The organism is Duganella radicis, from assembly GCF_009720825.1.
GTDB lineage: Bacteria > Pseudomonadota > Gammaproteobacteria > Burkholderiales > Burkholderiaceae_D > Rugamonas > Rugamonas radicis.
Genome location: NZ_WNKY01000001.1, coordinates 279,572 through 304,340, shown reverse-complemented (window position 1 = coordinate 304,340; position 24,769 = coordinate 279,572). Strand labels below are relative to the sequence as shown.

The window sequence follows — 24,769 nt, the reverse complement described above, 5'->3', positions numbered from 1 at the left end:
GGCCAAACCCAGCGCTACTCGCGTACCGCTTCGGTATCGGCGACTTTCGAGTTCTAATAAATCTCGCGCCGCAGGCGCTGCATCTGCTGGTCATGGCGATCGACCCATCGGCGGGCATCATCCAGCTGGCGCTCCAGTCGTTGCAGGTACTCGGCCAGTTCGCGCCGCTCCTGTTCGCGGCGTTTGTCCTGTTTGGCCGTTTCGTCGTTGACGGGACGGTCTTTCGCTTCCTGGCTGGCGCGGATCTCGCGCTCCAGTCGTCCCAGACGCCCACGTGCATCGCGCACGCGGTTGGCCAGGTCATTGGCCTCAGCCACCGCCTGGCGGTGCTTGGCCGCCGCCACTTCAAAATCCTGACCACTGACGTAGGCGTGCTTCATCTGGTTTTGTAAAGCCGGCGCGCACACTTCCACCGCCATGCCGCTGTTGGCGCGGCCGCGCTCGAAGGCATTCTCCGGCGTGCAGTAGCGCGCATTCTCCGCCCGCCATGCATTGGTATACGCGTCCTGCGTGCCGGGAATGACGAACACGCCGTCGCGACTCGCATTGCTGATCCGCTGCTCCAGCATGAAGGGATGGCCGTAGCCGTCGGCCGCGCCGGTGTCGCGCCAGTAGGTCAGCAGGCGCGCTTCCCACGCTTCGCGATATTCCTTCTCGTAGACTTTCAGGCCTTTGGCTTTGGCCTCGCGCCCGCGCGTGCCGAACTCCTTGCCGCTGGTGGCGTCCTGCGTGCCGAGATTGCGCCAGTAGTTGACGATTTCCGCGTTCCACGCGGTGCGGTACGAATCTTCCTGCACCTCGACGCCGGCGCTGCGCGCGGCCGCCGCCCGGTGACGGAATTCGCTGTCCGGAATGCCGCCGCGGGCATCGCTGTAGCCTGCGTCCGACCAGAAGGTGCGATTGCCGGCGCGCCAACCGTTGGTGTAAGCCTGTTCGTCAAACCGCAGTTGGGCGGCGGAAGCCTTGCCGCGACTGGCTTCCTTCTGCGTCAGCGGCTGGCCGGCGGCGCCTTCGCGCTGGCCGATATCGCGCCAGTAATCGGAATTCCCGGCCGTCCATCCGGCGTCGTAGGCGGATGGGTTGAGCGGCGTCTTGTGGTCGCGCACATCCTCGCTGGCGGCGTGACGATCATACTGCGCATGCGATCCCGCATTGCCGTCCGTGCGGCCAAGGTTGAACCACAGGTCCCGGTTCCCCTGGGTCCAGCCGGCGGTATAGCGCGCGGCGGCGTCGGCGACGGCCGGCTTGTCGGCGTGGTCGTCGCAGAAGTCCTTGCGTTCGGCATAGTTGGCCGGCTCGCCCGTCACGCCGTCCTTGTGACCGATGGCGGTCCAGTCGCCGACTTTGCAATCGGCGACGCGCTGCATGTGGGACTGGCAACCGGCCAGCAACAGGATGAGGGGAATCAGGCGCAATGAGGTTTTCATGGCCTGAATTATAGTGCCAAATTGCTATCCTCAGGCGGCAATCGCCATGTGGCTGTCCCTGTACTGAATGGCGTGATCGAGGAAGGCGGCTGCGCTGAGCGGCTTGGCGAAGTGATAGCCCTGCGCCAGGTCGCAGCCCCAGTCGCGGATCAGGCCCAGCGACCGTTCGGTCTCCACGCCCTCCGCCACCACCTGGTAATCCAGCTCGCGCGCAAGGCCGATCAGCGAGCGCACGATGCGCTGGTCGCGCGGATTGGCGTCCACGTTGCGGATCAGCGATTGGTCGACCTTGACCACGCTGGCCGGCACCTTCTGCAAATACGCGAAGTTGCTGTAGCCGGTGCCGAAATCGTCCAGCGCCAGGCTCATGCCCAGATCGCGGATGCCGTTCAGCGCTTTCAGGATGCCAGCACCTTCCATCCAGACGCCTTCCGTACACTCGATTTCGACATAACGCGGGTCGACGCCAAACTCGCGGCAGGTCGCCGCCAGGCGCTCGACGATGTCCGGCTCTTCAAAATTGTAAGCCGACAGGTTGATCGCCACCTTGATCGGATGGCCCGCCGCATGCCATTCGGCGATCTGCTTGATGGCGGTGCGGATCACCCAATGGCTCAACGGTCCGATCAAGGCAGTCTTCTCGATCAGCGGGATGAACTCCGCCGGCGAGACCGGTCCCAGTTCCGCATGCGTCCAGCGCAGCAAGGCTTCGGCGGCCAGGCAGGCGCCGTTGCTCAGCTCATGCTTGGGTTGATAGACCAGTTCAAAGTGGCCGCTGGCGATGGCGTGGCGCACGTCGTTCAGCAGGCGGAAGGCACGTTTCTGCTTTTCGTCCTCCGCATTGCTGTAATGGCTCCAGCGCTGCTGGTTGACCAGCGACTGATTGACGGCGGCAGCCGCCTTGCGCGGCGCGTCCTTGGCGGAGTTGGTGCACAGCTCAAATGGCACGATGCCGCCAAAGCTGGGCAGCACCATCGGAATATTCAGGCTGTTGAACGGCGCTTGCAGTTCCGGCTCAAGCGTGTGCAGGTAATCGATGAAGCGTTCGGTGTCCTCATCGTTCGAGAGCACCGCAAAGCGCGCGTCGGTCAGGTGATACACCTGCGCCCTGCCCTCGAACAGTCGCAGCAAACGCGCGCCGACTTCGCGCACCAGTTCATCGTAGACCGGCACGCCCAGCACGCGGATGATTTCGAAGGCCTTGGCGGCATCCGGCATGTCGATGTCGGTCAGCACGCGGCGCTGGCCGCTGTTGTCGCGGGCCTGCGCGGTCAGGTCTTCGAACAGCTGGTATTTGTTCGGCATGCCGCTGACCGAATCGACGTGGCCGACCGCGCGGCCCAGCGTGATGTGAGACATGACCATGCCGGCCAGCGTGGTGAGTTTGTCCTTTTCGGCGGCAGTCAGGCTGCGTGGCTGGGTGTCGATCACGCACAGCGCGCCGATGGCATAGCCTTCTTGCGTGATCAGCGGCGCGCCGGCGTAAAAACGCACGGCTTGCGGGCCGGTGACCATGGAGTTGTTGACGAAACGCTCGTCCAGCAGCGTGTCCTCCACCATCAGCACACTGGCCTGCTGAATGGTGTAGGTGCAGAAGGTCTGGTCACGCTGCGTGTTCGGCGGGCAGAAGCCGACGGTGGACTTGAGCCACTGGCGGTCGCTGTCCAGCAGCGAAATGTAGGCGCCGGCCACGCCGTACATATCCATCGTCAGGCGCGTGATGGCGTCGAAGTATTCACTGGTGTTGGTATTCAGGATGCCCAATTGGTGCAGCGCTTGCAGGCGCTCGGGCTCGGAATTCTTCAGCATGATGTCCCGCATGCTCACGCTCCCGCGGGCGCCGGCAGCAGACCTGCCGTGGCGCGCGCGCTGCCCGTGGCGCCGCTGTGGGCGCCGGCAGCGGCGGCGGCCCGCCCATGCCAACCATCGCGCTGGGTCTTGAACACGCTGACGGCATGATTCAGCTGCGCCGCCTGATCCTGCAACACCTCAACCTCGCCGGCCGCGTGTTCGACCAGCGCGGCATTCTGCTGCGTCACCTGATCCATCTGCGAAATCGCGCGGTTGACTTCCTCGATGCCCTGGCGCTGCTCATCGCTGGCCAGCGTAATCGCTCCCACCATATCACTCACCTGCTTGACGCTGTTGACAATGTCGCGCATTGTACTACCAGCGTGCTCCACCAACTCGGTGCCGGCGTGGATCTTGGCCACCGATTCATCGATCAGCGCCTTCACCTCGCGTGCCGCCGTCGAACTACGCTGCGCCAGGCTGCGCACCTCGGTCGCCACCACGGCAAAGCCACGGCCTTGCTCACCGGCGCGCGCCGCTTCCACCGCCGCGTTCAAGGCCAGGATATTGGTCTGGAATGCGATACCGTCAATCACGCTGATGATCTCTTCGATCTTGCGCGAGGACTCGTCGATCGCGTTCATGGTCTGCACCACTTCGCCGACAATCTCGCCGCCCTTGCTGGCGATATCGGACGCGTTCTGCGCCAGCGAATTGGCGTCGCGCGCGCTGTCGGCATTCTGCTTGACGGTGGCGGTCAATTCCTCCATCGCCGATGCGGTCTCCTCCAGCGAGCTGGCCTGATCCTCGGTGCGGCTGGACAGATGCTGGTTCTGCTCGGAGATCTGGTCGCTGATGCTGCCCACGGCGGCGGCGGCATCATGCACCTCGGTCACCGTATGGCGCAGATTGCGACTCATCTTGACCAGCACCGCCATGATGCTGTCCTGGTGCTGGCCGCGCAGCGCGATCTCGTGATACAGCTCCCCGCGGTCAACCGCATTGGCCAGCGCCTTCACCTCCGCCGGCTCCGCCCCCAGAGCGCGCAGCAGATACTGCGTCACGCGCCAGGCCACCACCACGCCGATGGCGATGGCAATCGCCACCGCCACCAGGGCCAGCGACTGGAAATTGTGCGCACCGTGCCGCGCCAGCGCCGATTCGGCCTCGGTCATGTCTTCTTCCTGATCGATAAAGCCGTTGATGCTGGCCAGCCAATCGACGAAAGCCGGCTTGGCCGACTCCAGCATCATCTTGCGCGCGCCTTCGATATCGCCGGCGCGGCGCGCATCGATAATCTTTTTGATCAGCGGCGTGGTACGGGCCTCGCTTTGCTTGATCTTCTCCAGCCAACTGCGTTCCTCGGTGGTGATTTTGGCCTTGGCGTCGCTGAACAGGGCGTCCAGCGGCCGGGCCGATTGCTGGTAATCGTTATCCAGCTTGTCGATCAAAGCCATCACGCCGGACAGCTCGCCATCGCTGACCAGCGTCACATCGCGCAGCGCGATCGCGCGGTCGTGCACGCTGCCGCGGAAATTGATGGCGTAGCGCTGCTTGACGTTGTTGACCTCACTGATGTGCTGAAGGCTGTTGTCGATGCCGTTCACCTTGAACACGCTGAGCACCGATAACACCAGCATCATCGCCAAAATAATGCCAAAGCCGATCCCTAGTCGCGCGGCCACGCTGATTTCTTTTTTATTGACTTCCATTCCAGCTCCTCTGGCAGATTATGAAACTGGATGAAACTTTACTACTTGAAGCCAGTAAAAACACCTCTCTAACGGGGGATGCCGTGTCGGCATTTAAAAGCGCCAGCGCAGCGAGATTGTCAGGCTGCGCTCCTTTTGTACCTGCGGCTCGCCGATCAACACACGCGCCGAGCGATCGCTGCGCACCAGCAGCGCTTCCGTCATCAGCGACAGATTCCCGGCCAGCGGCCAGTCGTAAGCCAGCGCCACGCCATAACCGGTTTCATTGTTGGGGTCCGAGGGGAGGATGTCATGCTCGCTGGTGCTGAAGCGGTCGTAGCGCAGCGCCGCCGTGCCGGGGCCGAGCGGATGACTGGCCAGCGCGAACCACGACTGGAAGTCCAGTCCCACGCCGTTCCACCCCATCAAGGTATCGCCGCGCATGGACTGCATCGCCAGTTCCCACTGGCCGTAAGGGCGCCACACCGCGCTGATGTGGTCGAAACGTGTGCGCCAGCCGTACTGGCCGTCCTTCACTACCCGAGGGTCGGTCAGGTTATCGTAGTGCAGCGCCGCCAGCTCAAGCCGCGTGCCGAAGTTCATGTTCGCGCCGACGTAGTAGCCAAGCTTGCCATCGATCTCGCGGAACGGATGAATCTCGCGCCACTGCTTGAGCAGGATGCCCGAAGGCGGCCGGTACACCGGCAAATCGGCCAGTTTGGCGCTTTCGAAGCGGCCGGCGATGCGGTCGCTGATCGACCAGCCGCGCCAGGCCAGCAGTGTGCCGGTGGGGTCATTGCCGGTATAGACGGCGGCCAGTACACCCACATCATAAGGCGCCCCACTGTACCGTCCCAGCCGGCGCGCACTCCATTCCACGCCGTTGGTGCGCAGCTCCTCGCCGATCCAGCTGTTGATGGCGGAACTGGAGATGGTGTGCTTCGGCACCCAGCCGACGCTGTCGTAATCGATTTCCACGCTGGTCGGCGCGAAGAAGAAGCCGGCCCGCACGCGGGTTTTCCACGCGCCGTCCGGCACCGGACTCCATGTCAGGAAAGCTTCGCGCACATCGACCACGCCACGGTGCTGCTGGTCGGCGCTCAATTCCAGCGTGCCGCTGATGCTGTCGCTCAGGTCGGCGTCGCCGCGCAGCACCGCCTGGCCGATGCTCAGGCGCGGGGAGTTTTCGTCATAACGGGTCTTGGCCAGGCCGCTGTCCAGGAAACTGCGGCCGGCGTCGGAATCGACCGCGCGGATATCGAGCAGGCCGCGCCATTCAGCGGCGCCAGCGTTGACGGCGTTGACGGCCAGCGCCAGCAAAATCGGGGTGGGTAGCTTCATGCCTGAATCATACACGGCTATAATCCAACGTCCTCAACCTAGACGAAGAAAGAAGCTTCGGATGAAGAAAAGTTTGCGTACCGCCGGTGCGGCGTTGCTGGCCTGCCTGTCCGGTGTGGCCATGGCTGAGACCATCGAGCCCGCGCCCTTGAATGAAGTGTGGCTGAATGGCGGCTTCTACACCTGGCACTTCCAGCGCGACAAAGACCTGAACGGCGCCAACGGCGGCCTCGGCGCCGAATGGCGTTTCAACACCGTGGCCTCGGTCACCGCCGGACGCTTCTACAACAGCGACCGCGCCTACTCCAATTATGTGGGCGCCTTCTACCAACCCTGGAAGGTCGGTCCGGTGCGCATCGGCGCGGTGGTCGGCGCCTTTGACGGCTACCCTAAAATGCGCAATGGCGGCTGGTTCCCCGCCGCCATCCCCACCCTCAGCTACGAATACGAACGCGTGGGCGTCAACGTCGCCATCATCCCAACCTACAAGGACCGGCTGTACGGCGGCATCTCCATCCAGCTCAAACTGAAAGCGTTCTAAATCAAAACAAATGATTTTCAATGGAAAAAATACTTATTAAAATATGTTCACTTTGTGACAATATCTTTTTGGAAAGTTATTCTTTTGTCACTTTTCCTTTGGAGTCCACATGCGCATTAAATCGCTTCTGCTGTCCCTGTCCGCAGCCGCCGCACTGGCCGCCGGCGCCGCCCAGGCCCAGCCGGCGGCAACTTCATCGCATCGGACGGCGCCTTCCAGGAATCGCCACTGACCCAGACCGTCAACGGCCTGGTCGCCGGCCAGCAATACAATCTGACCTTCTACTGGGCCGGCGCACAGCAGCAAGGCTTTGACGGCGCCAACACCGAGCAGTGGAAAGTCTCGCTGGGCGGCGAAACCCATGCCACCGGCGTACTGAGCAACGACAGCCATGGCTTCACCGGCTGGCAGAAAGAAACGTTCACCTTCACCGCCACCGGCGCCAGCGAAGTGCTGAGCTTCCTGGCAGTCGGCACGCCAGCCGGCGTACCGCCATTCTCGCTGCTGGATGGCGTATCGCTGACCGCCGCCGTACCGGAACCGGAAACCTGGGCCATGCTGGGCCTGGGCCTGGGCCTGATCGGTTTCACCGCTCGCCGCCGCAAGGCTGACGCCAAAGCAGCGTAATGCAGTACGTCCTCGCCCATCTGTCCCACCTGCCGCTCGACATCGCGCGGCTGGCCGTCTGGCTGGTGCTGCTGTCGCTGATCTTCGTTCCGCTGGAACGCTGGCTGGCGGTGCGGCACACCAAACTGACAGGACGGATGCTGGCGCTGGACCTTGGACTATATCTGTTGAACGGACTGCTGCCAGCGGCGATACTCGCCGCACTGATGTCGCTGCTGGCGGTGGCCGTGCAGGCCGTGATTCCGGCGGCCATACCCGCCACGCTGGGCGCGTTGCCGCTGGTCGTCAAGCTGCCGCTGTCCGTCTTGATCGCCGAATTGGGATTTTATTGGGGCCACCGCCTGAGCCACCAGATTCCCTGGCTGTGGCGCTACCACTCGGTGCATCACCAGCCCGAGCACCTGTACTTCCTGGTCAATACCCACGCCCATCCGGTCGACATCATCGTCACCCGCATGTTTGGTCTGGTGCCGCTTTATATCCTGGGCCTGGCCGGCGCCAGCATGGGCGGCGCGGCCACGCCGGCGCTGGTGATCGTGATCGGCACCGTGTGGGGATTCTTCATTCACTCGAATCTGCGCGTGCGGCTCGGCCCATTGGAATGGCTGATCGCCACGCCGGGTTTCCATCACTGGCACCACACCAGCGCCGAGCCATTCAACCGCAACTTCGCGCCGACCTTGCCGCTGGTCGACAAGCTGTTCGGCACCCTGCACCTGCCGCCAAACTGGCCGGCAGGTTACGGATTGAATCAGCCGCGAACCTTGGATACCGCGATCTGATCCAGGATGTGCTTCGGTACTTCCGCGTAGTGCTTGAACTCCATGGTGTAGGTCGCGCGGCCCTGCGTCAGTGAACGCAGGGTGGTCGAGTAGCCGAACATCTCGGCCAGCGGCACCGAGGCGCGGATGATCTTGCCGCCGCCGCCCGGGATCTCGTCCATGCCCTGCACCATGCCGCGGCGCGCCGTCAGGTCGCCCATGGCGTTGCCCATGAACTCTTCCGGCGTTTCGACTTCCACCTGCATCACCGGTTCCAGCAGCACCGGGCCCGCGCGTCTCATGCCTTCCTTGAAGGCCATCGAGCCGGCCATGCGGAAGGCGTTCTCGTTCGAGTCCACGTCGTGGTACGAACCGAAGGTCAGCGTGGCGCGCACGTCGACCACCGGATATCCCGCCAGCACGCCGCTGCGCAAAGTCTCCTGGATGCCCTTGTCGACCGCCGGGATAAATTCGCGCGGCACCACGCCGCCCTTGATGGCGTCGACAAATTCATAGCCCTTGCCGCCGGCCTCCATCGGTTCCAGCGTCAGCACCACGTGGCCATACTGACCGCGGCCGCCGGACTGTTTGACGAATTTGCCTTCCACATCGGTGGCGGTCCTGGTGATGGTTTCGCGGTACGCCACCTGCGGCTTGCCGACCGTCGCCTCCACGCCGAATTCGCGCTTCATGCGGTCCACCAGAATCTCCAGATGCAGCTCGCCCATGCCGGACATGATGGTCTGGCCGGATTCCTCGTCCGTATGCACGCGGAACGACGGGTCTTCCTGCGCCAGGCGATTCAGGGCGATGCCCATCTTCTCCTGATCGGCCTTGGTCTTCGGCTCCACCGCCTGCGAAATCACCGGCTCGGGGAAGATCATCTTTTCCAGCACGATCACGTGGTCCGGCGAGCTGAGAGTATCGCCGGTGGTCACCCCCTTCAGGCCCACCGCCGCCGCGATATCGCCGGCATACACTTCCTTGATCTCCTTGCGCTCGTTGGCGTGCATTTGCAGGATGCGGCCCAGGCGCTCCTTCTGCGCCTTGGTCGGGTTGTACACCGTGTCGCCGGAATTCACCACGCCGGAATACACGCGGAAGAAGGTCAGCTGGCCGACAAACGGATCGGTCATGATCTTGAACGCCAGCGCCGAGAACGGGTCGCTGTCGGTCGGATGTCGCTCGATCGGCTGGTCGTCTTCATCGTGACCGGCGATGGCCGGCACGTCCACCGGCGACGGCAGATACTCGATCACCGCGTCCAGCATGGCCTGCACGCCGCGATTCTTGAAGGCGCTGCCGGCCAGCATCGGCACGATCTCGTTGCGGATGGTGCGCAGGCGCAGGCCGGTCTTGATCTCTTCCTCCGTCAGCACGCCGCCGTCCAGGTATTTTTCCAGCAGCTCGGGCGTGCCCTCGGCGGCGGCTTCCACCATCTTGTCGCGCCACTCCTGCGCCACGGCTTGCAGATTGGCCGGGATATCCTCGTAGGTGAACTTGACGCCCAGCGTCTCGTCATCCCAGTTAATCGCGCGCATTTTGACCAGGTCGATCACGCCATGGAAATTATCCTCGGCGCCCAGCGGCACTTGAATCGGCACCGCCACGCCTTTCAGGCGATTGGCAATCTGCTCGCGCACGCGGAAGAAGTCCGCGCCCACGCGGTCCATCTTGTTGATGAAGGCGATGCGCGGCACATGGTATTTATTCGCCTGGCGCCACACGGTTTCCGACTGCGGCTGCACGCCGCCGACAGCGTCGTACACCATCACGGCGCCATCCAGCACGCGCATCGAGCGTTCGACTTCAATCGTGAAGTCGACGTGGCCCGGCGTGTCGATGATGTTGATGCGATGCTCGGCAAAATTCCCCGCCATGCCTTTCCAGAAGGCGGTGGTGGCGGCCGAGGTGATGGTGATCCCGCGTTCCTGCTCCTGCTCCATCCAGTCCATGGTGGCGGCGCCGTTGTGCACTTCGCCGATCTTATGGTTAACACCGGTATAAAACAGAATGCGTTCCGTGGTCGTGGTCTTGCCAGCGTCGATGTGGGCGCTGATGCCGATGTTGCGGTAACGCTCGATGGGGGTCTTGCGGGTCATCACAATCTCCTTAGTGTGCGACATGATTAACGGCAACTAATGTAACCTCTTGCCTAACTCTACCTATTTGGGACTGATGGTATGCAATTGCAAGCGAAAAACATTCTCTTCCTATCCTTGGGCATGGCCCCGGCTCTGGCTTTAGCCCAGGCCTCCGACCTGGAACTGCGGCTGGAGCGCTGCGCCGTGCTGGGCGACGCCAGCGCGCGCCTTGCCTGCTACGATGTCCTGGCCAAGACCACGCCGGCGGTGCAGGCGGCCGGCGACAATGCCATTGCCGCCCCGGCCGGCGGCAGCGAGCCGGTCCGCACCCAGCCGGCGGCGCCGCCGCCCGCGCCGAAAATTCCGGCCAAGGTCGCGGCGCTGACCACCATTCCGCCCGAGGACACCGTCTCGCGCATGGTGCAGGAATGGGAACTGGACCGCTCCGCCAAGCGCGGCGTGTTCAACTTCCGCCCGCACAAGGATACCTATCTGCTGCTGGCCAATTACAGCACCAGCTCCAATGATGCGCCTTTTCGGGACTTTACGCCCGCCGGCATTAAATCCAAGCACGTGGAATTGACCTACCAACTCAGCTTCAAGATGAAGCTGATCGAACAGTTGATGAGCACGCCCGTCGACCTGTGGTTCGGCTACACCCAGAACAGCTTCTGGCAAGCCTACAACCGCGCGGCCTCCAGCCCCTTCCGTGAAACCAACTACCAGCCGGAGCTGATGCTGACCACGCCGCTGAACCTGGACCTTGGCGTGCTGGACATGCGCTACCTGACGCTGGCGCTGAACCACCAGTCCAACGGCCAGACCTCCACGCTGTCGCGCAGCTGGAACCGGATTTATGCGGAGGTGGGTGCGGAGAAAGGCAAGTTCGGCGTCTCGTTCCGCCTGTGGAAGCGGCTCGATAACGCCCGCTCGGACAACGACAACATCGACATCACCGACTTCCTCGGCCATGGCGACCTGACCGCGACCTACCGCTTCGACGGCCACGAGCTGTCGGTGATGGGACGGCGCAATTTCAGCACCCGCCACGGCGCGCTGAAGGTGGGCTGGGCCTTCCCGCTGGCCGCCAATCTGAAAGGCTATGTGCAAGGCTTCAGCGGCTACGGCCAAAGCCTGATCGACTACAACTACTCGCAGAAATCCGTGGGCGCCGGATTCCTGGTCGACTTTTAACGGGGGCTGCCGCCCAGGATGCGCGCTGGCAGCATGACGATGGCGCGCAACAGCTCAAACAGGCCTTCAACGCCGATGCCGATCAGGCGGAACGGCAAGGTAATCAGCCACAGCAGCGGATACAGCACCAGCGCCAGCAAGGCCAGCGGCCAACAGAGGAACAGCAAGCCTAGCCACAGAATAAAACTCAGCATGAGACGCTCCCGATACGATTGAATTATTGTCTATAATGTCACTTTAATGGAGTGGCGGGCCGGGTGCAATCAGCGTGCGACCAGCTGCATATAACGGCGATTAATCGCCGCTTTTCGGGGACAAACGGAAAAATGAAGCTGAAACCTTGGTACGCGGCACTGCTGCTTGGCAGCGCCAGCCTGATGAATGCACACGCCCAGCAAGCGGCGCCGTCGGTGGTGGTGGCCGGCCAGCGCAACGCCTCCGAATGGTTCCGCGTCGAGAGCCAGCACTTCGTGGTCTATTCCAACACCAGCAATGACGCCGTGGCCGTGCTGCTCAACCAGCTGGAGCGGCTGGACTTCATGCTGCGGATTTACACCCAGCCCTTCCTCAAGGCCAGCGGCGCCGAAGCCAAGCTGACCTTCTACTACCATGACGGCGCGGTGGCGCTGAACGCGCTGGCCATCGACCAGCCCGCCAACGCCATCGGCCTGTACAGCAGTTGCACCTCGGGCGTGCAAGGCTTCGGCGTGCAGCTCGATCCCAGCGAGGAAGGCCTGTCCTATCTGTACGAGGCCTACACCCGCCACTTCATCTACCGCTACACCGACATCCGCGCGCCGATCTCCTTCATCGACGGCCTGGCCCACTACTTCGCCAGCGCGCGCTTTACCGATAAGCAGATGTCGATCGGTAAAACGCCGCTCACCGTCGGCCGCTACCTGGCCTTCCTCGACGGCGGCCGGCGCTACAGCCTCGACTACAAGGACGTGCTGGAGCAGAACGACTCGCGCGGCGTGAACTACGCCTCCACCGCCGGCATCAAGCTGGAGTTCGCGGCCAAATCGTGGGCGCTGACGCATTACATGCTGTCCAGCGAAGACAACCGCAAGCGCATGGTCAATTACCTGAGCGCGGTGTACCGCGACGTGCCGATCACGCAAGCGTTCGAGCAGGCCTACGGCATCAAGGTCGGCGACCTCAGCAACACGCTGTGGCGCTACCGGCTGCCGGGGATGAAGGTGCTGCTGGTGGATGTGCCGGAGCTGCCGATCGCGAGCATGGAGTTCAAGGCCTTGCCGCAATCGTCGGGTGAGTTCGTGCTGGCCGAGGCCGCGCTCAAGTCCTGCCCGGACCGCAAGCAAGGCGAAGCGCTGCTGCGGCGGACCGCCAGCGCGGCGGCGCGATACCCGTCCAACGATTACGCCCAGCGCGTGCTGAGCCGCGCGCAGGTGGACTGGGGCAATCCGCAGGACGCCTTGCCTTACCTGGGCGCCGCCGCGCAAAAACCCGATGCGGAGGCCGCCTATCTGCTTGGCCAGGCCAATCTGCGCCTGGCGCGGCTGGATGCGGCGCGCGGCAATCTGCAACGCGCGCTGGAGCTTGATCCCAAGTCGGCAGAGGCGGCTTACGCGCTCTACCAGACCGGCCTGCAATCGGGCGCCGCGCCGGACGACGCCACGCTGCAATCGGCGGTCTCCGCCTTCAAGAGCGCGCACGAAGTCAACACGCTGGCGCGCTCGGCCGCGCTGGCCTATGCCTATGCGGGCGACACCGCGCGCGCCCGCAACGCCCTCAAGCTGATGGCGCATAACATCCGTGAACCTGAGCTGGCGGCGTGGGCGAAAACCTGGCTGGCCAAGCTGAACGCAGGCGTGGGTCAGGCCGACGTGTTGGCCGAAATGCGCGTGCAGCCGAAGGCCGGCAAGGCATTCCGGGAATGGACAATCGCAAACGCGGTCGTCATGCAGGATGTGGAGCGCAACGCCGGCTTGCAGGATGCGCGCGGGCGGATCGTGCAGGAAAGCCTGAATCCGGCCAATCCGGATCAGGCTTTGCAGTCGGCGCCTACCACCCGATGATCAGGCGTAGGCCGGCATGCGCGCTGCTTCTTGCAGCGTGGCTTCGTACAGGATCTCTGCTTTCAGCGAGGCTTGCAGCGAAGGGATGGAGCCGCCGGCGCGGTACTGGAAGCTCACTTGCAGCACATCGCCCTCGCGCGCCTTGACCGGCGTGGCCAGCGGCAGGGTCATGTAGTGATTCAGCCAGTCGATGGTGGTCGAACGCTCCTGCACCACGGCCAGGATATTCTTGGTGACGAAGCGCATGGCGTTGATCTCGCCGTTCTTCTCCACCACGAACTTGCCTTGCCAGGTGTAGATCAGGTCATTCGGCTGGTTGAAGTCGATGATGCTGTAGACGGCCGGCTGCGCCATCTCCACCGTGCCGGGATAAATCACCGTGGTTTCCTGGAACTGCACGATCGGCGCGTAGAAACCTTCGAAATCGTACTCCTGCTGGAGCGGCTGCACGGCCATGATCACGGCCTCCGGCATGAACACCGGCAGCGGGCCGCCGAAGCGTTCGGCATAGCGGCGCTTGAAGGATTCGATCACCTCCACCTGCTTTTCGCGCAGCATGCCGACGTGGATCATCTCGCAGATGACGACGTCGACCGGCTCCGGCGGCAGGTACTCGAAGGCATCGGCGTGGACCACTTCCACCTTGTCGCCGTTGGGATTCTTGGCGAGGAACTTGCGGGCCTCCTTCACCATATCGGGATTGAACTCGACGCAATACACCTTGGACGCCTTGGCGGCCGCGAACCACGACAGCACACCGGTACCGCCCCCCAGCTCCAGCACCTTCGCGCCCGGCTTGACGGCGTAATCGATGGCCGACTTAAAGCCGTGCATGCGGTTCTGATCCATCAGCATATTGTGATGGTAATGGACTGGAATAAACTGCCCCAGATAACAGCTTTCAATTTCGCGTTCGTTCAGCATGGTGGTCCTTGGTGAGTGCTCTGGAGCCATTATCATCAAGATTGCCACCTCACCATGCACCGAACTGGACAATAAACACCCGCCAATTCCACTTGAAGATATTAAAGCCTGCTTTAGTATGAATTATCGGATTAAAGATTTCTTTAATATGTCACGGATATCCGGCACCAATGTGAGCAGCCGCGCGGCTATCCGCGTTACATCGAGCTGCTGTCGCGCGACTAGCGTTTTTGCACGGCAAGGAAGGCGTTGATGGTTTTGGCGATCCAGGGTTTGTCGGCTTTGAGGGCGAATTCGGCGGCGGTGAGGTGGAAGCCGCCGTCTTTCAAGGTGGCGTCGGCGCCCTCTTTCAGCAGCAACGCGACCACGTCTTCCTGGCCTTCGCGGGCGGCGATCATCAACGGGGTCATGCCGGAAGGGGTCTCGGCGTCGATGTAGGCGTGCTTGTCCAGCAGGATGGTGGTGATTTCCACGCTGCCTGCGGCGGCGGCGTAATGTAATGCCGCCCAGCCTTTCTGATTCACTTGTGCGCCACGCTTGAGCATCTCCAGCACGGCGGTTTTATTTTTGCGGAAGGCCGCCATCATCAACGCGGTGTTGCCGTTCGGCGCCTTGGCTTCCAGGTCGATGCCCGGCTGGTCCATCAGCAGGCGCGCCACGTTCAGCGATTCGTAACGCATGGCGACGATCAGGCCGGTCTCGCCATTCGGATCGCGCGCGTTCGGATTAACGCCGCGCATCAGCGCGGTCGCCACGCGGCTGGTGGCATCCAGCTGGGCGGCGCGGAAGAAGTCGACTTCGTCGTCGCTTTGTACGGGGTCGGCGGCCAGCACCGGCCCCAACGCACAAGCCAGCGCCGTGGCGGCCAGCGCACGCAATACCAGGCGGCGTCCGTTGACCATCATGCCGGCACGCTGAACAGTTTGCGGAAGTTGGCGGTGGTCTGCGCCGCCACTTCTTCCACCGGCACGCCCTTCAGCTTGGCGATGTATTCGCCCACGTGCGCCACAAAGCCCGGCTCATTCATCTTGCCGCGATACGGCACCGGCGCCAGGTACGGCGAATCGGTCTCGATCAGGATCCGCTCCAGCGGCAGCTCCAGCGCCACCGCCTGCAATTCCTTGGCGCTTTTAAACGTCACGATGCCAGAGAAGGAAATGTAAAAGCCCATCTCGATGGCGGCGCGCGCCACCTCCAGCGATTCGGTAAAGCAGTGCATCACGCCCGCCACGCCGCCCGCCTCCGTACCCGCGCCCTCTTCGCGCATGATACGTATCGTGTCCTCGCTGGCGTTGCGGGTATGGATGATCAAGGGCTTGCGCGTCATGCGCGAGGCTTTGATGTGGGTGCGGAAGCGCTCGCGCTGCCATTCCAGATCGCCTTGCAGACGGAAGTAATCCAGCCCGGTCTCGCCGATGGCGATGATCTTGGGATCGTCGGCCAGCTCCACCAGCTGCGCCACCGACGGCTCCGGCGTGTCCTCATAATCCGGATGCACGCCCACCGAGGCGTAGATGTGCGGATACTGGTGCGCCAGCGCCAGCACCTGCGGGAAATCCGGCAGGTCGACCGACACGCACAGCGCATGGGTCACCTTGTTGTGTTCCATCTGGGCCAGGATATCCGGCATGCGCGCCGCCAGCTCAGGGAAGTTGATATGGCAATGGGAATCGATATACATGCCGCGATTGTACCCGATACCACACTCCCCAAGAAATCGCTTTCAAATTTGCCAATTCTTGGTTAGGATGCAAGCACATTACGTAATTACATTACAAAAACGAAGGGGACTTATGAGTACAACAGAAATCTTCCTCCTGGCGATGTTGCTGATCTTCACGGCGCCGTATCTGGTCTGGCGCTTCTTCAAAACCGAATATTTCGCGCCACTGGTGGTGGTCCAGATCATTATGGGTATCGTACTGGGACCGGGCGTGATGGGCGCCCTGTTCCCGGACTACCACAAATTCGTCTTCAACCCTGATGTGACCAAGACCCTGAACGGCGTCGCCCAGTGGGGTGTCATGCTATTCGTAATGCTGGCCGGCGTTGAACTGGACCTGAAAAAAGTCTGGCAGTACCGCCGCGAGAGCGCGACCACCGCCGGCCTGTCGCTGGGCGTGCCGCTGGTATTCGGCTGCGCCGCCGCCGTGCTGTTGATGAACTACCAAGGCTGGATGGGTGCCAAGGCCGCTAACTGGCAATTCATGCTCGGCACCGGCATGGCCTGCGCCGTGACCGCGCTGCCGGTACTGGTGCTGTTGCTGGAGAAACTCGACATCCTGCGCCAGCCCATGGGCCAGCGCATCATGCGTTACGCCAGCCTGGACGACGTCGCCATCTGGGGCGTGCTGGCGCTGATCATGCTGGATTGGGAACGCGTGGGCCGCCAGGCGGGCTTCCTGGTCGCATTCACCCTGCTGACGTTTGCTTTCCGCAAGCTGATGGCGCGCCTGAACGCGGAAGACCGCTGGTACGTCGCCCTGATCTGGCTGATCGCCTGCGCCTTTGGCGCGGACTGGGCTGGCCTGCACTTCATGGTCGGCGCCTTCCTGGCCGGCGTGGTGATGGATGCCGAATGGTTTGGCATCGAGAATCTGGATCGCCTGTTCAACAGCGTGCTGCTGGTGCTGATGCCGGTGTTCTTCCTCAGTACCGGCCTGCGTACCAAGTGGGACATGGGTGGCTACTCGGTGTTCTTCGTGGCCGGCCTGCTGCTGGTGGCCTCGGTCGGCGGCAAACTGGCTGGCGCCCACATCGCCGGCAAAATGCTGAATTGGAAGAGCGGCGAGGCCTCGATTATCGGCTGGCTGCTGCAATCCAAGGGCTTGATCGAAATCGTGTTCGCCAACATCCTGCTGGACAAACAGATTATCACCAACGAGACGTTCACCGCCCTGTTGCTGATGGCCGCCGGCAGCACCATGTTGACGATTCCTATCGTGCACCCTAAACTCAACCGTGCACAGAATCGCGGACTGGTGGGTCAAGCCAGCTCCTGAGTTTTAAGAGGAAAAAGTCATGGCGCGTACCGGATTAACCAAATCACAAGTCAGAACCACGCGGGATCAGTTACTGGCCGAGGGACGCTATCCGTCCGTTGATGCGGTCCGCCATGCCTTGGGCGATACCGGCTCCAAGTCCACCATCCACAAGCACCTGAAGGAGCTGGCGGAAGACGACAGCAGCACCGGCACCAGGCGCGAAGACACGGCACGCAGCCTGCAAACGCTGGTCGAACAACTGGCCGACAAGCTGCACGACGACGCCGAGCGCCGCTTTAACGCCCTGCTGGAAGAGAAAGACCGGGAATTGGCCGAGCTGCGCCGCAAAGTACAGCAGCTGAGCGCCCGCATCGAAGAGCTGGAAATCGACGCCGACGCCGAGCTGTCGCACGAAAACGGCTTCGGCAATTTCAGCAATCTGTTTGCCAGCTCACGCAGCGGCCAGCGCGACGATACGCCGTTCAACGTGATACTGGCGGGCGGCCGCAGCATGACGGTCGACTTCGACAGCCCGCAGATCCAGCTTACGCCACGCGTTTTCCAAGGATAATCAGGTCGCGCTCGATGCCATCCAGATTCGCCACCTTGGGCAGATGCGCCCAAGTCTCAAATCCAAACTTGCCGAACAGGCCGAGGCTCGGCTTATTGTGGCCAAAGATAAAGCCCAGCAGCGTGTGCACCTTGATCTGCGGCGCGTAGGCGATCGCCTGCTCGATGCAGTAGCTGCCCACGCCCTTGCCACGCGCGGTTTCGGCGATGTAAATCGAAATCTCGGACGTGCCCGCGTAGGCCGGACGACCGTAGAAATTCGAGTACGACATCCAGCCCAGAATCTCATCGCCCTCGGCCGGGTGGATGATCCACAGCGGACGCTTTTCCGGCGTGTGATCGTGATACCACTGCAAGCGCGACTCCACCGACACCGGCTCGGTATCGGCAGTCACCTCGCGCGAGGCGATGGTGCTGTTGTAGATGGCAACGATGGTGGGCAGGTCTTCAGGCGTGGCGAGGCGATGGCGGAAAGTCATTTTCAAAAAACAGAGTTACAGTGTGTGAGTGGCGCGCGACGAGCGCAGCGCGGCGCCGAGGATTTCTTCAATGCGCAGGCGGGCGCGCTGGCCGCTCTCGTCGTCCGGGAAATGCACGCCGATGCCCTGTGCCTTGTTGTTGTGCGCGCCGGGCGGCGTGATCCAGGCGACCTTGCCTGCGATGGGGTATTTGTTGGGATCGTCCATCAGGGCGAGGATCAGGTAAATCTCATCGCCCAGCTTGTACGGTTTCTGGGTCGGCACGAACATGCCGCCGTTCTTCAGGAACGGCATATAGGCAGCGTACAGCGCCGCCTTCTCCTTGATCGCCAGCGACAACACCGTCGGCCGTGGCGTCATCGGCACGGTGTTCGGGTCGAGTGGGCTGGCAGCGGACATTACTTACCTTTCAGGTGCAGCTATTGGCGTAGTCAAGCAGCATATCCTCCAGGAACAGCTTGGGCGACAGCGGGTGGTCCGCCGTGGCGCGCCGTTCGTTCGCGCCCTTGATCGCGGCCAGCAGGCGGCTGACGTGGATCTTGTCGGCCAGGCCGGCCAGCTCTTTCTGGTAGCGAGGATAATACCGGATGTTGCCTGCCAGTTTGTAGGAAAACACATCATAAAGCCAGCGCTGCAACCATGAAACCGGTCCGGCGAGCGGGACTTTTTGTAACTTATCGGCCACTTTCAGCGCGCCTTCAATGCTGGGGTGGGCCAGCAGTTGCAGCAGCGTCTCCAGATCCTCGCGGCTGCCGGCTTCGGCCTGCGCCATGGCGGCCAGCGGCGCGCCGCCCTGCTCGCGCAGCCAGCTGTCGGCGTCCGGCACGCCTTGCGCTTTCAGCCAGGCCAGCGCTTCGGCATGGGTCGGCATCGGCATGGCGAATTTGCGGCAACGCGACAGGATGGTCGGCAACACCCGGTCCAGGCCGTTGGAGGCGACCAGGAACACCGTGCCCGGCGGCGGCTCTTCCAGCGTTTTCAGCAAGGCGTTCGAGGCCGGCATGTTCAGCGCCTCGGCCGGATACAGCACCACCACGCGCAAACCCTGGCGGTGGGTGGAGATATTCATGAAATCGGCCAGCGAGCGGATTTGCTCGATCTTGATTTCCTTGGATGGGGTCTTGGACTTGGCGGCCTTCTTGGCCTCGCCATCGCCCTCTTCGCCCTCTGCCGGCGGCTCGTCTTCCATCGACTCGGGCCGCACGCGGCGGTAGTCAGGATGGTTTTGCTGCGAGAACCAGCCGCAGGATGCGCACTGGCCGCAGGCATGGCCGTCCGGCAGCACCGCCTCGCACAGCAAGCCCTGCGCAAAGCGCTCGATGAAATCGGCCTTGCCTATCCCGGCGGCGCCATGGAACAGGATGGCGTGCGGCATGCGCTGGCGCAGCGTTTGCAGCTGCTGCCACGACGATTCTTGCCACGGGTAGATGGAATTGCTCATTACTCAGTATTGTATTTCAAAAACAGGCGTCGAGGATGGCGGCAATTTGCAACTGAATCTCGGCGATGCTCTGGGTGGAATCGATCACGCGGAAGCGCTGCGGGAACTGGGCCGCGCGGCGCAGATACTCGTTGCGGGTGGCGGCGAAGAAGTCGGCCTTTTCCTGCTCAAACTTGTCCAGCTCGCGGCTGGCGTCAAGACGGGCGCGTGCCACGTCCAGCGGCACATCGAACAGCAGCGTCAGGTCCGGTTGCAGATCCGGATGCACCCACTGTTCGAGCGCGTCCAGCTTGGCCAGGTCGAGGCCGCGGCCGCCGCCCTGATAGGCGAAACTGGAATCGGTAAAACGGTCGGAGATGACCCAGGCGCCGCGCTCCAGCGCCGGCTTGATCACTTGCGCGACGTGTTCGCGGCGGCTGGCAAACACCAGCAGCGCCTCGGTTTCGAGGTGCATTTTTTCGTGCAGCACCAGCTCGCGTAGCTTCTCGCCCAGCGGCGTGCCGCCCGGCTCGCGCGAACTCACCAGCTCGACGCCGCGCCGCTTGATGTAATCGGACACGAAGGCAATGTGCGTGGACTTGCCCGCACCGTCGATGCCTTCAAAGGTGATGAATTTACCCATATTCTTATTATCGTTGATACTTATCGTTGATACTGATTGACTGCACGATTGTGATCGTTCAGGTTGTCCGAGAACTGGCTGGTGCCATTGCCCTTGGAGACGAAATACAGCGCGGCCGTCTTGGCCGGCGCCAGCGCCGCCGTCAGCGATTGCACGCCCGGCAAGGCGATCGGCGTCGGCGGCAGGCCGGCGCGCGTGTAGGTATTGTAGGGGGTGTCGGTTTCCAGGTCCTTCTTGCGGATCTTGCCGTCGTACTTCAGGCCCATGCCGTAGATCACGGTCGGATCGGTTTGCAGCAGCATGCCGATCTTCAGCCGGTTGACGAACACGCCGGCGATCATGGCGCGCTCGGATTTCTGTCCGGTCTCCTTTTCCACGATCGAGGCCATGGTCAGCGCCTCATACTTGTTCTTGTACGGCAGCGCCGGATCGCGCTTGTCCCAGGCTTCGGCCAGCCGGGTCAGCATCATGGCGTGCGCCTGCTTGTAGATTTGCAGGTCGCTGGAGCCCTTGGCAAACAGATAGGTATCGGGGAAGAACAGGCCTTCGGCATCCTTGTATTCGGAGGCGATGGCACTCATCACCTCGGCGTCGGACAGCGCAATGGTGTCATGCTTCAAACCCTTGTGGGCGGCGATGGCGGCCCGCATCTGACGGAAGGTCCAGCCCTCGATGATGGTCAGTTGCTCCTGCGCGTACTCGCCGCGCGCCAGCTGGTCGATCAGGCGCAGCGGCGTCGAGCCCGGCTTGAGTTCGTAAGAGCCGGCTTTCAGTTTCGAGCTCTTGTTGGTCACGCGCGCCAGCAGGTTGAACAGCAACGGCTGGATCGGCACACCGGCTTCGGCGATCTGCTGGCCGGCGGCATGGGCGCCGCTGCCGGGCGTGATGCTGAATTCAATCGCTTCCGCATCCTCGGGAATGATGGGCTTTTGCGACCAGTACATGAAATAGGCACCGCCGAGAATGGCGAACAAAACACACAGACCAATTATTTTTTTGATAAAAGCCATCATTAAGCCGAATGGGTGGATCGAGGCGATCTGACGCGAATTTCGCGACATCACTATAATAAGCCCGTAATGATAATGCCTTCCCAGTCAAAATATTGAAAATTATGTCCGCACTGAACACCACCCACCTCGCCGCGGGATTTTTCGCCCCGATCACCGACCTCGGCCTGATCGCGCTGGACGGCGAAGAATCGGCCAGCTTCCTGCACAATCAGCTGACCAACGACGTTGAGCACCTCGGCCCGACCGAAGCGCGCCTGGCCGGCTACTGCTCGCCGAAAGGCCGTCTGCTGGCCTCGTTCCTGATGTGGCGCAACGCCTCGACTATCTTCCTGCAACTGCCGCGCGAGATCCAGGCGCCGGTGCAAAAGCGCCTGTCGATGTTCGTGCTGCGCTCCAAGACCAAGCTGAGCGACGCCACCGAAGCGCCGGCCAACCAGGTGGTGCTGGGCATCGGCGGTGCAAGCGCGCCGGCCGTGCTGCAAGCGTGGTTCGAGGCCCTGCCCGCCAAACCGTACGCGAAAATCGATCACGAACTGGGCACGCTGATCCGCGTGGCCGATGCCTTCGGCGCGCCGCGCTATCAATGGCTGATGTCGCTGGATACCGCCGAAACCGTGAAGCCGGCGCTGGCCGCCAAACTGGCCCTGGGCGACACGGCCGCATGGCAGCTGTCCGACATCCACGCCGGCGTGCCGCAAATCGCCAAGGCCACGCAGGAACAGTTCGTGCCGCAGATGGTGAACTACGAGCTGCTGGGCGGCGTCAACTTCAAGAAAGGCTGCTACCCCGGCCAGGAAATCGTCGCCCGCAGCCAGTACCTGGGCAAACTCAAGCGCCGCACCACCCTAGTGTCGATCGCCGACGCGGGCGCGGTGGCGGGTGCCGAAGTGTTCGCCACGGCCGATCCGGAACAGCCATGCGGCATGATCGTCAACGCCGCGCCCAACGACAATGGCGGCGTGGATGCGCTGGTGGAAATGAAACTGGCCGCCATCGAGGCAGGCTCGGTGCGCCTGGGCTCGGCCGAAGGCACACCGCTGACCTTCCTCGACATGCCCTACGTGCTGGAACCGCTCGACCTGTAAGCTCCGGCATGGATCTCTACATCTACTACAAAGTCAAGGATGCCGACGCGGCGTCCTTGCAAGCGGCGGTCGCCGCCATGCAGGCGACGCTGGCGCGGCGCCACGGCGTTGCGGGCCAACTCAAGCGCCGTCCGGAAGCCAAAGACGGCGTGCAGACGTGGATGGAAGTCTACGCGTCCACGCCTGAAGGATTTGCGGCGGAACTGGAACGCGCGGTCCACGAGGCCGGCGTGCTGTCGTGGATTGCCGGCCTGCGCCACACCGAAGTTTTTATGGATGTCGTGCCATGTGCCTGATTGTCTTTGCATGGAAGGTGGTGCCGGCGGTGCCGTTGATTGCCGCCGCCAACCGCGATGAATACTACCAGCGCGCCACCGCGCCGGCCGCGCCATGGCCCGAGCACCCGCAGATTTTCGCCGGCCGCGACTTGCAGGCCGGCGGCAGCTGGATGGGCATCACGCAACCGGGCGAGGACGGCGGACCGTCGCGCTTCGCCGCCATCACCAACATCCGCGCGCCGTCCGAACACAAGGATGAGGCGCCGTCGCGCGGCCAGCTGGTCGCCGACTACCTGGCTGGCAGCATGACGCCGCAGGAATACGTGGCGTCGATCCGCCCGAGCGCCGACCAGTACAACGGCTTCAACCTCGTGCTGGGCAACCGCGACACCCTGATCTGGTATTCCAACAAAGGCGACAACGATCCGCGCAACGGCCAACCGCTGGAGCCCGGCGTCTACGGCCTGTCGAACGCCCTGCTGGATGCGCCTTGGCCGAAGGTGTTAAAGACCAAAGCCCAATTCGCCAGCCTGCTATGCCTGGGCGCGCCGGACGAAGCCTTCTTCGAAATGCTGTCCGACACCACCCAGGCGCCAGATTTGCGCCTGCCCGAAACCGGCGTCCCGCTGGATCTGGAACGCATGCTATCCGCCGTGCGCATCGAAAGCCCGAGCTACGGCACCCGCACCTCCACCGTCGTCAAACTTTACGCCGACGCTCCCGCCACCCTGCATGAAATGCTGATTCACTGATCAGGCGCGCGCGGCCGAGGCGCGCGCCAGCAAGGCGCGGAAGGCGTTGAACACACGCTGCATGGCAGGCACCTTGTAAGGGAACAGGTCGGCCGGGTCCATGCCGTGCACGATCATGGCGTTGTCCACTTCGAAGATCAGCAAGTCGCCATTCGGCATCTCGGCGCAGTCGATGCCCAGATAAGGCAAGCCCATGCGCTGGTGGATGGCCGCCAGCGCGGCCTGGTGGCGTACGGCGAAGCCGTCATCGAAGGCGGCCATGCAGGCCGCCTCCTCGGCACGCTTCGCCGCGCTTTCGGTCATGCCGGCGGTCGGGTAGTGAATCATCCAGTGCCGCGAGATGGCGAAATGGCAGATAAACGGCTTGCCGTCGATCAGCACGATGCGATATTGGCGGAACAGGCCATCCACGTTGCGGTAGTCGACAAAGCGCGAGATGTAGAAGTGCACGCCCTCGACCGCGTCCAGATAGGCCGCCAGCGCCGCCGGGGCGGCGATCTTCTCCAGATCGGCGCCGCTGTGCGAGCCCAGCGGGCGCACAATCATCGGGAAGCCGTCATCGCCGAGCAAGGAGCCGAGCGCGCGCGTTCCAGCCGCTACCGCGTTCAGCGCGCCACGGTCGACGCGGACCGACAGCGGCAACGCCAGCCCCGGCACGCCCTGCAAGGCCGCGCACACGTTGTCACGCGACAGCTGGCGGATGCGCTCCGGCCGGTTGATCACCGGCCGCGGCCAATCGCTGACGTAGTCCGCCAACTGCTCCAGCAACAGCTGGTTGGCCGGCGACTCGGCCATGCTCCCGGTTGGCGGGAAGACTGTATAGCTGCTGCAAAATGATGGCTTCCGCCTGCACCGCCAGCGCGTCGTCGCGATTGCCGGTCAGTTGCAGCACGGTGGAGAAGTCCATGTAGGCGTGGGCGTCGTTGGGATAGGTTTGCGCGCGTTCGAGCAGGGTCTGGCCAAGCGGCGTCAGGTCTTCGCCGGCAAAGGCACGCCGCATCAGGGGCGCAAGACCGATCAGCGGAGCGTTTTCAGCACCGATTTCATTTTTCTTTGACATTTAACTCAATTTTTCTTCAGACCTGCCGTTATCACCGGTAGCGGAGTAATTTATTCCACTTCATC

Annotated in this window: 26 protein-coding genes and 1 pseudogene; 10 read left to right on the top strand and 17 right to left on the bottom strand. The window is 62.8% G+C overall.

Going from position 1 to position 24,769, the window contains the following annotated elements; translation table 11 throughout:
* Window positions 1–53: 53 nt before the first annotated feature.
* From GM676_RS01255 to GM676_RS01240, 4 genes are all read right to left on the bottom strand, one after another.
* On the bottom strand, window positions 54–1,427 hold the full coding sequence (locus GM676_RS01255) for a DUF2799 domain-containing protein (protein ID WP_155461557.1): 1,374 nt from the start codon (window positions 1,425–1,427) through the stop codon (window positions 54–56).
* Between the two features lie 30 nt (window positions 1,428–1,457).
* A complete protein-coding gene (locus GM676_RS01250) occupies window positions 1,458–3,248 on the bottom strand; it encodes a sensor domain-containing phosphodiesterase (RefSeq protein ID WP_155461556.1) in 1,791 nt (596 codons plus the stop codon).
* Window positions 3,249–3,250: 2 nt separating this feature from the next.
* Window positions 3,251–4,930 carry a methyl-accepting chemotaxis protein gene (locus GM676_RS01245; protein WP_155461555.1) on the bottom strand — a complete coding sequence of 560 codons (1,680 nt, stop codon included), beginning with the start codon at window positions 4,928–4,930 and terminating at the stop codon, window positions 3,251–3,253.
* 93 nt (window positions 4,931–5,023) lie between these two features.
* The gene (locus GM676_RS01240; protein WP_155461554.1) at window positions 5,024–6,250 is read right to left on the bottom strand and encodes a hypothetical protein; all 1,227 of its coding nucleotides are present in this window, start codon (window positions 6,248–6,250) and stop codon (window positions 5,024–5,026) included.
* Between the two features lie 61 nt (window positions 6,251–6,311).
* Between GM676_RS01240 and GM676_RS01235 the strand changes: the two genes are divergently transcribed.
* A complete protein-coding gene (locus GM676_RS01235) occupies window positions 6,312–6,791 on the top strand; it encodes a hypothetical protein (RefSeq protein WP_155461553.1) in 480 nt (159 codons plus the stop codon).
* Between the two features lie 87 nt (window positions 6,792–6,878).
* Here the strand turns inward: GM676_RS01235 and GM676_RS31955 are convergent, their stop codons facing one another.
* Window positions 6,879–7,184 (bottom strand): hypothetical protein, encoded by a 306-nt coding sequence (locus GM676_RS31955; RefSeq protein WP_229262473.1) that lies wholly within the window; start codon window positions 7,182–7,184, stop codon window positions 6,879–6,881.
* Window positions 7,185–7,295: 111 nt separating this feature from the next.
* Here GM676_RS31955 and GM676_RS31950 point away from each other — a divergent pair.
* Both GM676_RS31950 and GM676_RS01225 read left to right on the top strand, forming a co-directional pair.
* A pseudogene (locus GM676_RS31950) lies at window positions 7,296–7,418 on the top strand (PEPxxWA-CTERM sorting domain-containing protein); the annotation flags it as partial.
* Window positions 7,418–8,200, top strand: a complete 783-nt coding sequence (locus GM676_RS01225; RefSeq protein ID WP_155461552.1) for a sterol desaturase family protein — start codon at window positions 7,418–7,420, stop codon at window positions 8,198–8,200. The pseudogene GM676_RS31950 and the gene GM676_RS01225, both read left to right, overlap by 1 nt.
* Here GM676_RS01225 and fusA read toward each other — a convergent pair.
* A complete protein-coding gene (gene fusA / locus GM676_RS01220) occupies window positions 8,170–10,281 on the bottom strand; it encodes an elongation factor G (RefSeq protein ID WP_155461551.1) in 2,112 nt (703 codons plus the stop codon). The two genes, GM676_RS01225 and fusA, sit on opposite strands and share 31 nt — an antisense overlap.
* A 123-nt stretch (window positions 10,282–10,404) precedes the next feature.
* On the opposite strand from fusA, the gene GM676_RS01215 reads away from it, so the two are divergent.
* On the top strand, window positions 10,405–11,457 hold the full coding sequence (locus GM676_RS01215; RefSeq protein WP_155461550.1) for a phospholipase A: 1,053 nt from the start codon (window positions 10,405–10,407) through the stop codon (window positions 11,455–11,457).
* Here the strand turns inward: GM676_RS01215 and GM676_RS01210 are convergent.
* Entirely contained in the window at window positions 11,454–11,651 is a 198-nt protein-coding gene (locus GM676_RS01210; protein ID WP_155461549.1) for a hypothetical protein, read from the bottom strand. The two genes, GM676_RS01215 and GM676_RS01210, sit on opposite strands and share 4 nt — an antisense overlap.
* 132 nt (window positions 11,652–11,783) lie before the next feature.
* On the opposite strand from GM676_RS01210, the gene GM676_RS01205 reads away from it, so the two are divergent.
* Window positions 11,784–13,496 (top strand): tetratricopeptide repeat protein, encoded by a 1,713-nt coding sequence (locus tag GM676_RS01205; RefSeq protein ID WP_155461548.1) that lies wholly within the window; start codon window positions 11,784–11,786, stop codon window positions 13,494–13,496.
* Here GM676_RS01205 and GM676_RS01200 read toward each other — a convergent pair whose 3' ends face one another.
* The 3 genes from GM676_RS01200 to GM676_RS01190 form a co-directional block, all read right to left on the bottom strand.
* Window positions 13,497–14,420, bottom strand: coding sequence for a class I SAM-dependent methyltransferase (locus GM676_RS01200; protein WP_155461547.1), 924 nt, complete (start codon window positions 14,418–14,420; stop codon window positions 13,497–13,499).
* Window positions 14,421–14,641: 221 nt separating this feature from the next.
* Entirely contained in the window at window positions 14,642–15,325 is a 684-nt protein-coding gene (locus GM676_RS01195) for an ankyrin repeat domain-containing protein (protein ID WP_229262472.1), read from the bottom strand.
* Window positions 15,322–16,101 (bottom strand): TatD family hydrolase, encoded by a 780-nt coding sequence (locus GM676_RS01190; protein ID WP_155461546.1) that lies wholly within the window; start codon window positions 16,099–16,101, stop codon window positions 15,322–15,324. Before GM676_RS01190 ends, GM676_RS01195 begins: the two co-directional genes overlap by 4 nt.
* A gap of 112 nt (window positions 16,102–16,213) precedes the next feature.
* Between GM676_RS01190 and GM676_RS01185 the strand changes: the two genes are divergently transcribed.
* On the top strand, window positions 16,214–17,422 hold the full coding sequence (locus GM676_RS01185) for a cation:proton antiporter (RefSeq protein WP_155461545.1): 1,209 nt from the start codon (window positions 16,214–16,216) through the stop codon (window positions 17,420–17,422).
* A gap of 19 nt (window positions 17,423–17,441) precedes the next feature.
* Window positions 17,442–17,975: a DNA-binding protein gene (locus tag GM676_RS01180; RefSeq protein ID WP_155461544.1), complete on the top strand. Its 534-nt coding sequence runs from the start codon at window positions 17,442–17,444 to the stop codon at window positions 17,973–17,975.
* Here the strand turns inward: GM676_RS01180 and GM676_RS01175 are convergent.
* Genes GM676_RS01175 through mltG form a run of 5 tightly spaced genes read right to left on the bottom strand, consistent with a single transcriptional unit; the run spans window position 17,950 to window position 21,526 of the window.
* Entirely contained in the window at window positions 17,950–18,453 is a 504-nt protein-coding gene (locus GM676_RS01175) for a GNAT family N-acetyltransferase (protein WP_371866053.1), read from the bottom strand. The genes GM676_RS01180 and GM676_RS01175 overlap by 26 nt on opposite strands.
* Window positions 18,454–18,468: 15 nt before the next feature.
* Window positions 18,469–18,852 carry a PilZ domain-containing protein gene (locus GM676_RS01170; protein WP_174821652.1) on the bottom strand — a complete coding sequence of 128 codons (384 nt, stop codon included), beginning with the start codon at window positions 18,850–18,852 and terminating at the stop codon, window positions 18,469–18,471.
* A 10-nt stretch (window positions 18,853–18,862) separates the two neighbouring features.
* Window positions 18,863–19,894, bottom strand: a complete 1,032-nt coding sequence (locus GM676_RS01165) for a DNA polymerase III subunit delta' (RefSeq protein ID WP_155461542.1) — start codon at window positions 19,892–19,894, stop codon at window positions 18,863–18,865.
* A 16-nt stretch (window positions 19,895–19,910) separates the two neighbouring features.
* A complete protein-coding gene (gene tmk, locus GM676_RS01160; RefSeq protein ID WP_155461541.1) occupies window positions 19,911–20,516 on the bottom strand; it encodes a dTMP kinase in 606 nt (201 codons plus the stop codon).
* Window positions 20,517–20,536: 20 nt separating this feature from the next.
* Window positions 20,537–21,526, bottom strand: coding sequence for an endolytic transglycosylase MltG (mltG, locus tag GM676_RS01155; RefSeq protein WP_155461540.1), 990 nt, complete (start codon window positions 21,524–21,526; stop codon window positions 20,537–20,539).
* Between the two features lie 104 nt (window positions 21,527–21,630).
* Between mltG and ygfZ the strand changes: the two genes are divergently transcribed.
* From ygfZ to GM676_RS01140, 3 genes are read left to right on the top strand one after another with little or no spacing between them, the layout of a single operon-like run.
* Window positions 21,631–22,614 (top strand): CAF17-like 4Fe-4S cluster assembly/insertion protein YgfZ, encoded by a 984-nt coding sequence (gene ygfZ / locus GM676_RS01150; RefSeq protein WP_155461539.1) that lies wholly within the window; start codon window positions 21,631–21,633, stop codon window positions 22,612–22,614.
* An 8-nt stretch (window positions 22,615–22,622) separates the two neighbouring features.
* Window positions 22,623–22,910 (top strand): DUF4936 family protein, encoded by a 288-nt coding sequence (locus GM676_RS01145; RefSeq protein WP_155461538.1) that lies wholly within the window; start codon window positions 22,623–22,625, stop codon window positions 22,908–22,910.
* Window positions 22,901–23,644: an NRDE family protein gene (locus tag GM676_RS01140; protein ID WP_155461537.1), complete on the top strand. Its 744-nt coding sequence runs from the start codon at window positions 22,901–22,903 to the stop codon at window positions 23,642–23,644. The genes GM676_RS01145 and GM676_RS01140 overlap by 10 nt, the downstream gene beginning before the upstream one ends.
* Here GM676_RS01140 and GM676_RS01135 read toward each other — a convergent pair whose 3' ends face one another.
* Window positions 23,645–24,439 carry an ATP-grasp domain-containing protein gene (locus tag GM676_RS01135; RefSeq protein ID WP_211923123.1) on the bottom strand — a complete coding sequence of 265 codons (795 nt, stop codon included), beginning with the start codon at window positions 24,437–24,439 and terminating at the stop codon, window positions 23,645–23,647.
* Window positions 24,327–24,704 (bottom strand): hypothetical protein, encoded by a 378-nt coding sequence (locus GM676_RS31735; RefSeq protein WP_211923122.1) that lies wholly within the window; start codon window positions 24,702–24,704, stop codon window positions 24,327–24,329. The genes GM676_RS01135 and GM676_RS31735 overlap by 113 nt, the downstream gene beginning before the upstream one ends.
* Between the last annotated feature and the right edge of the window lie 65 nt (window positions 24,705–24,769).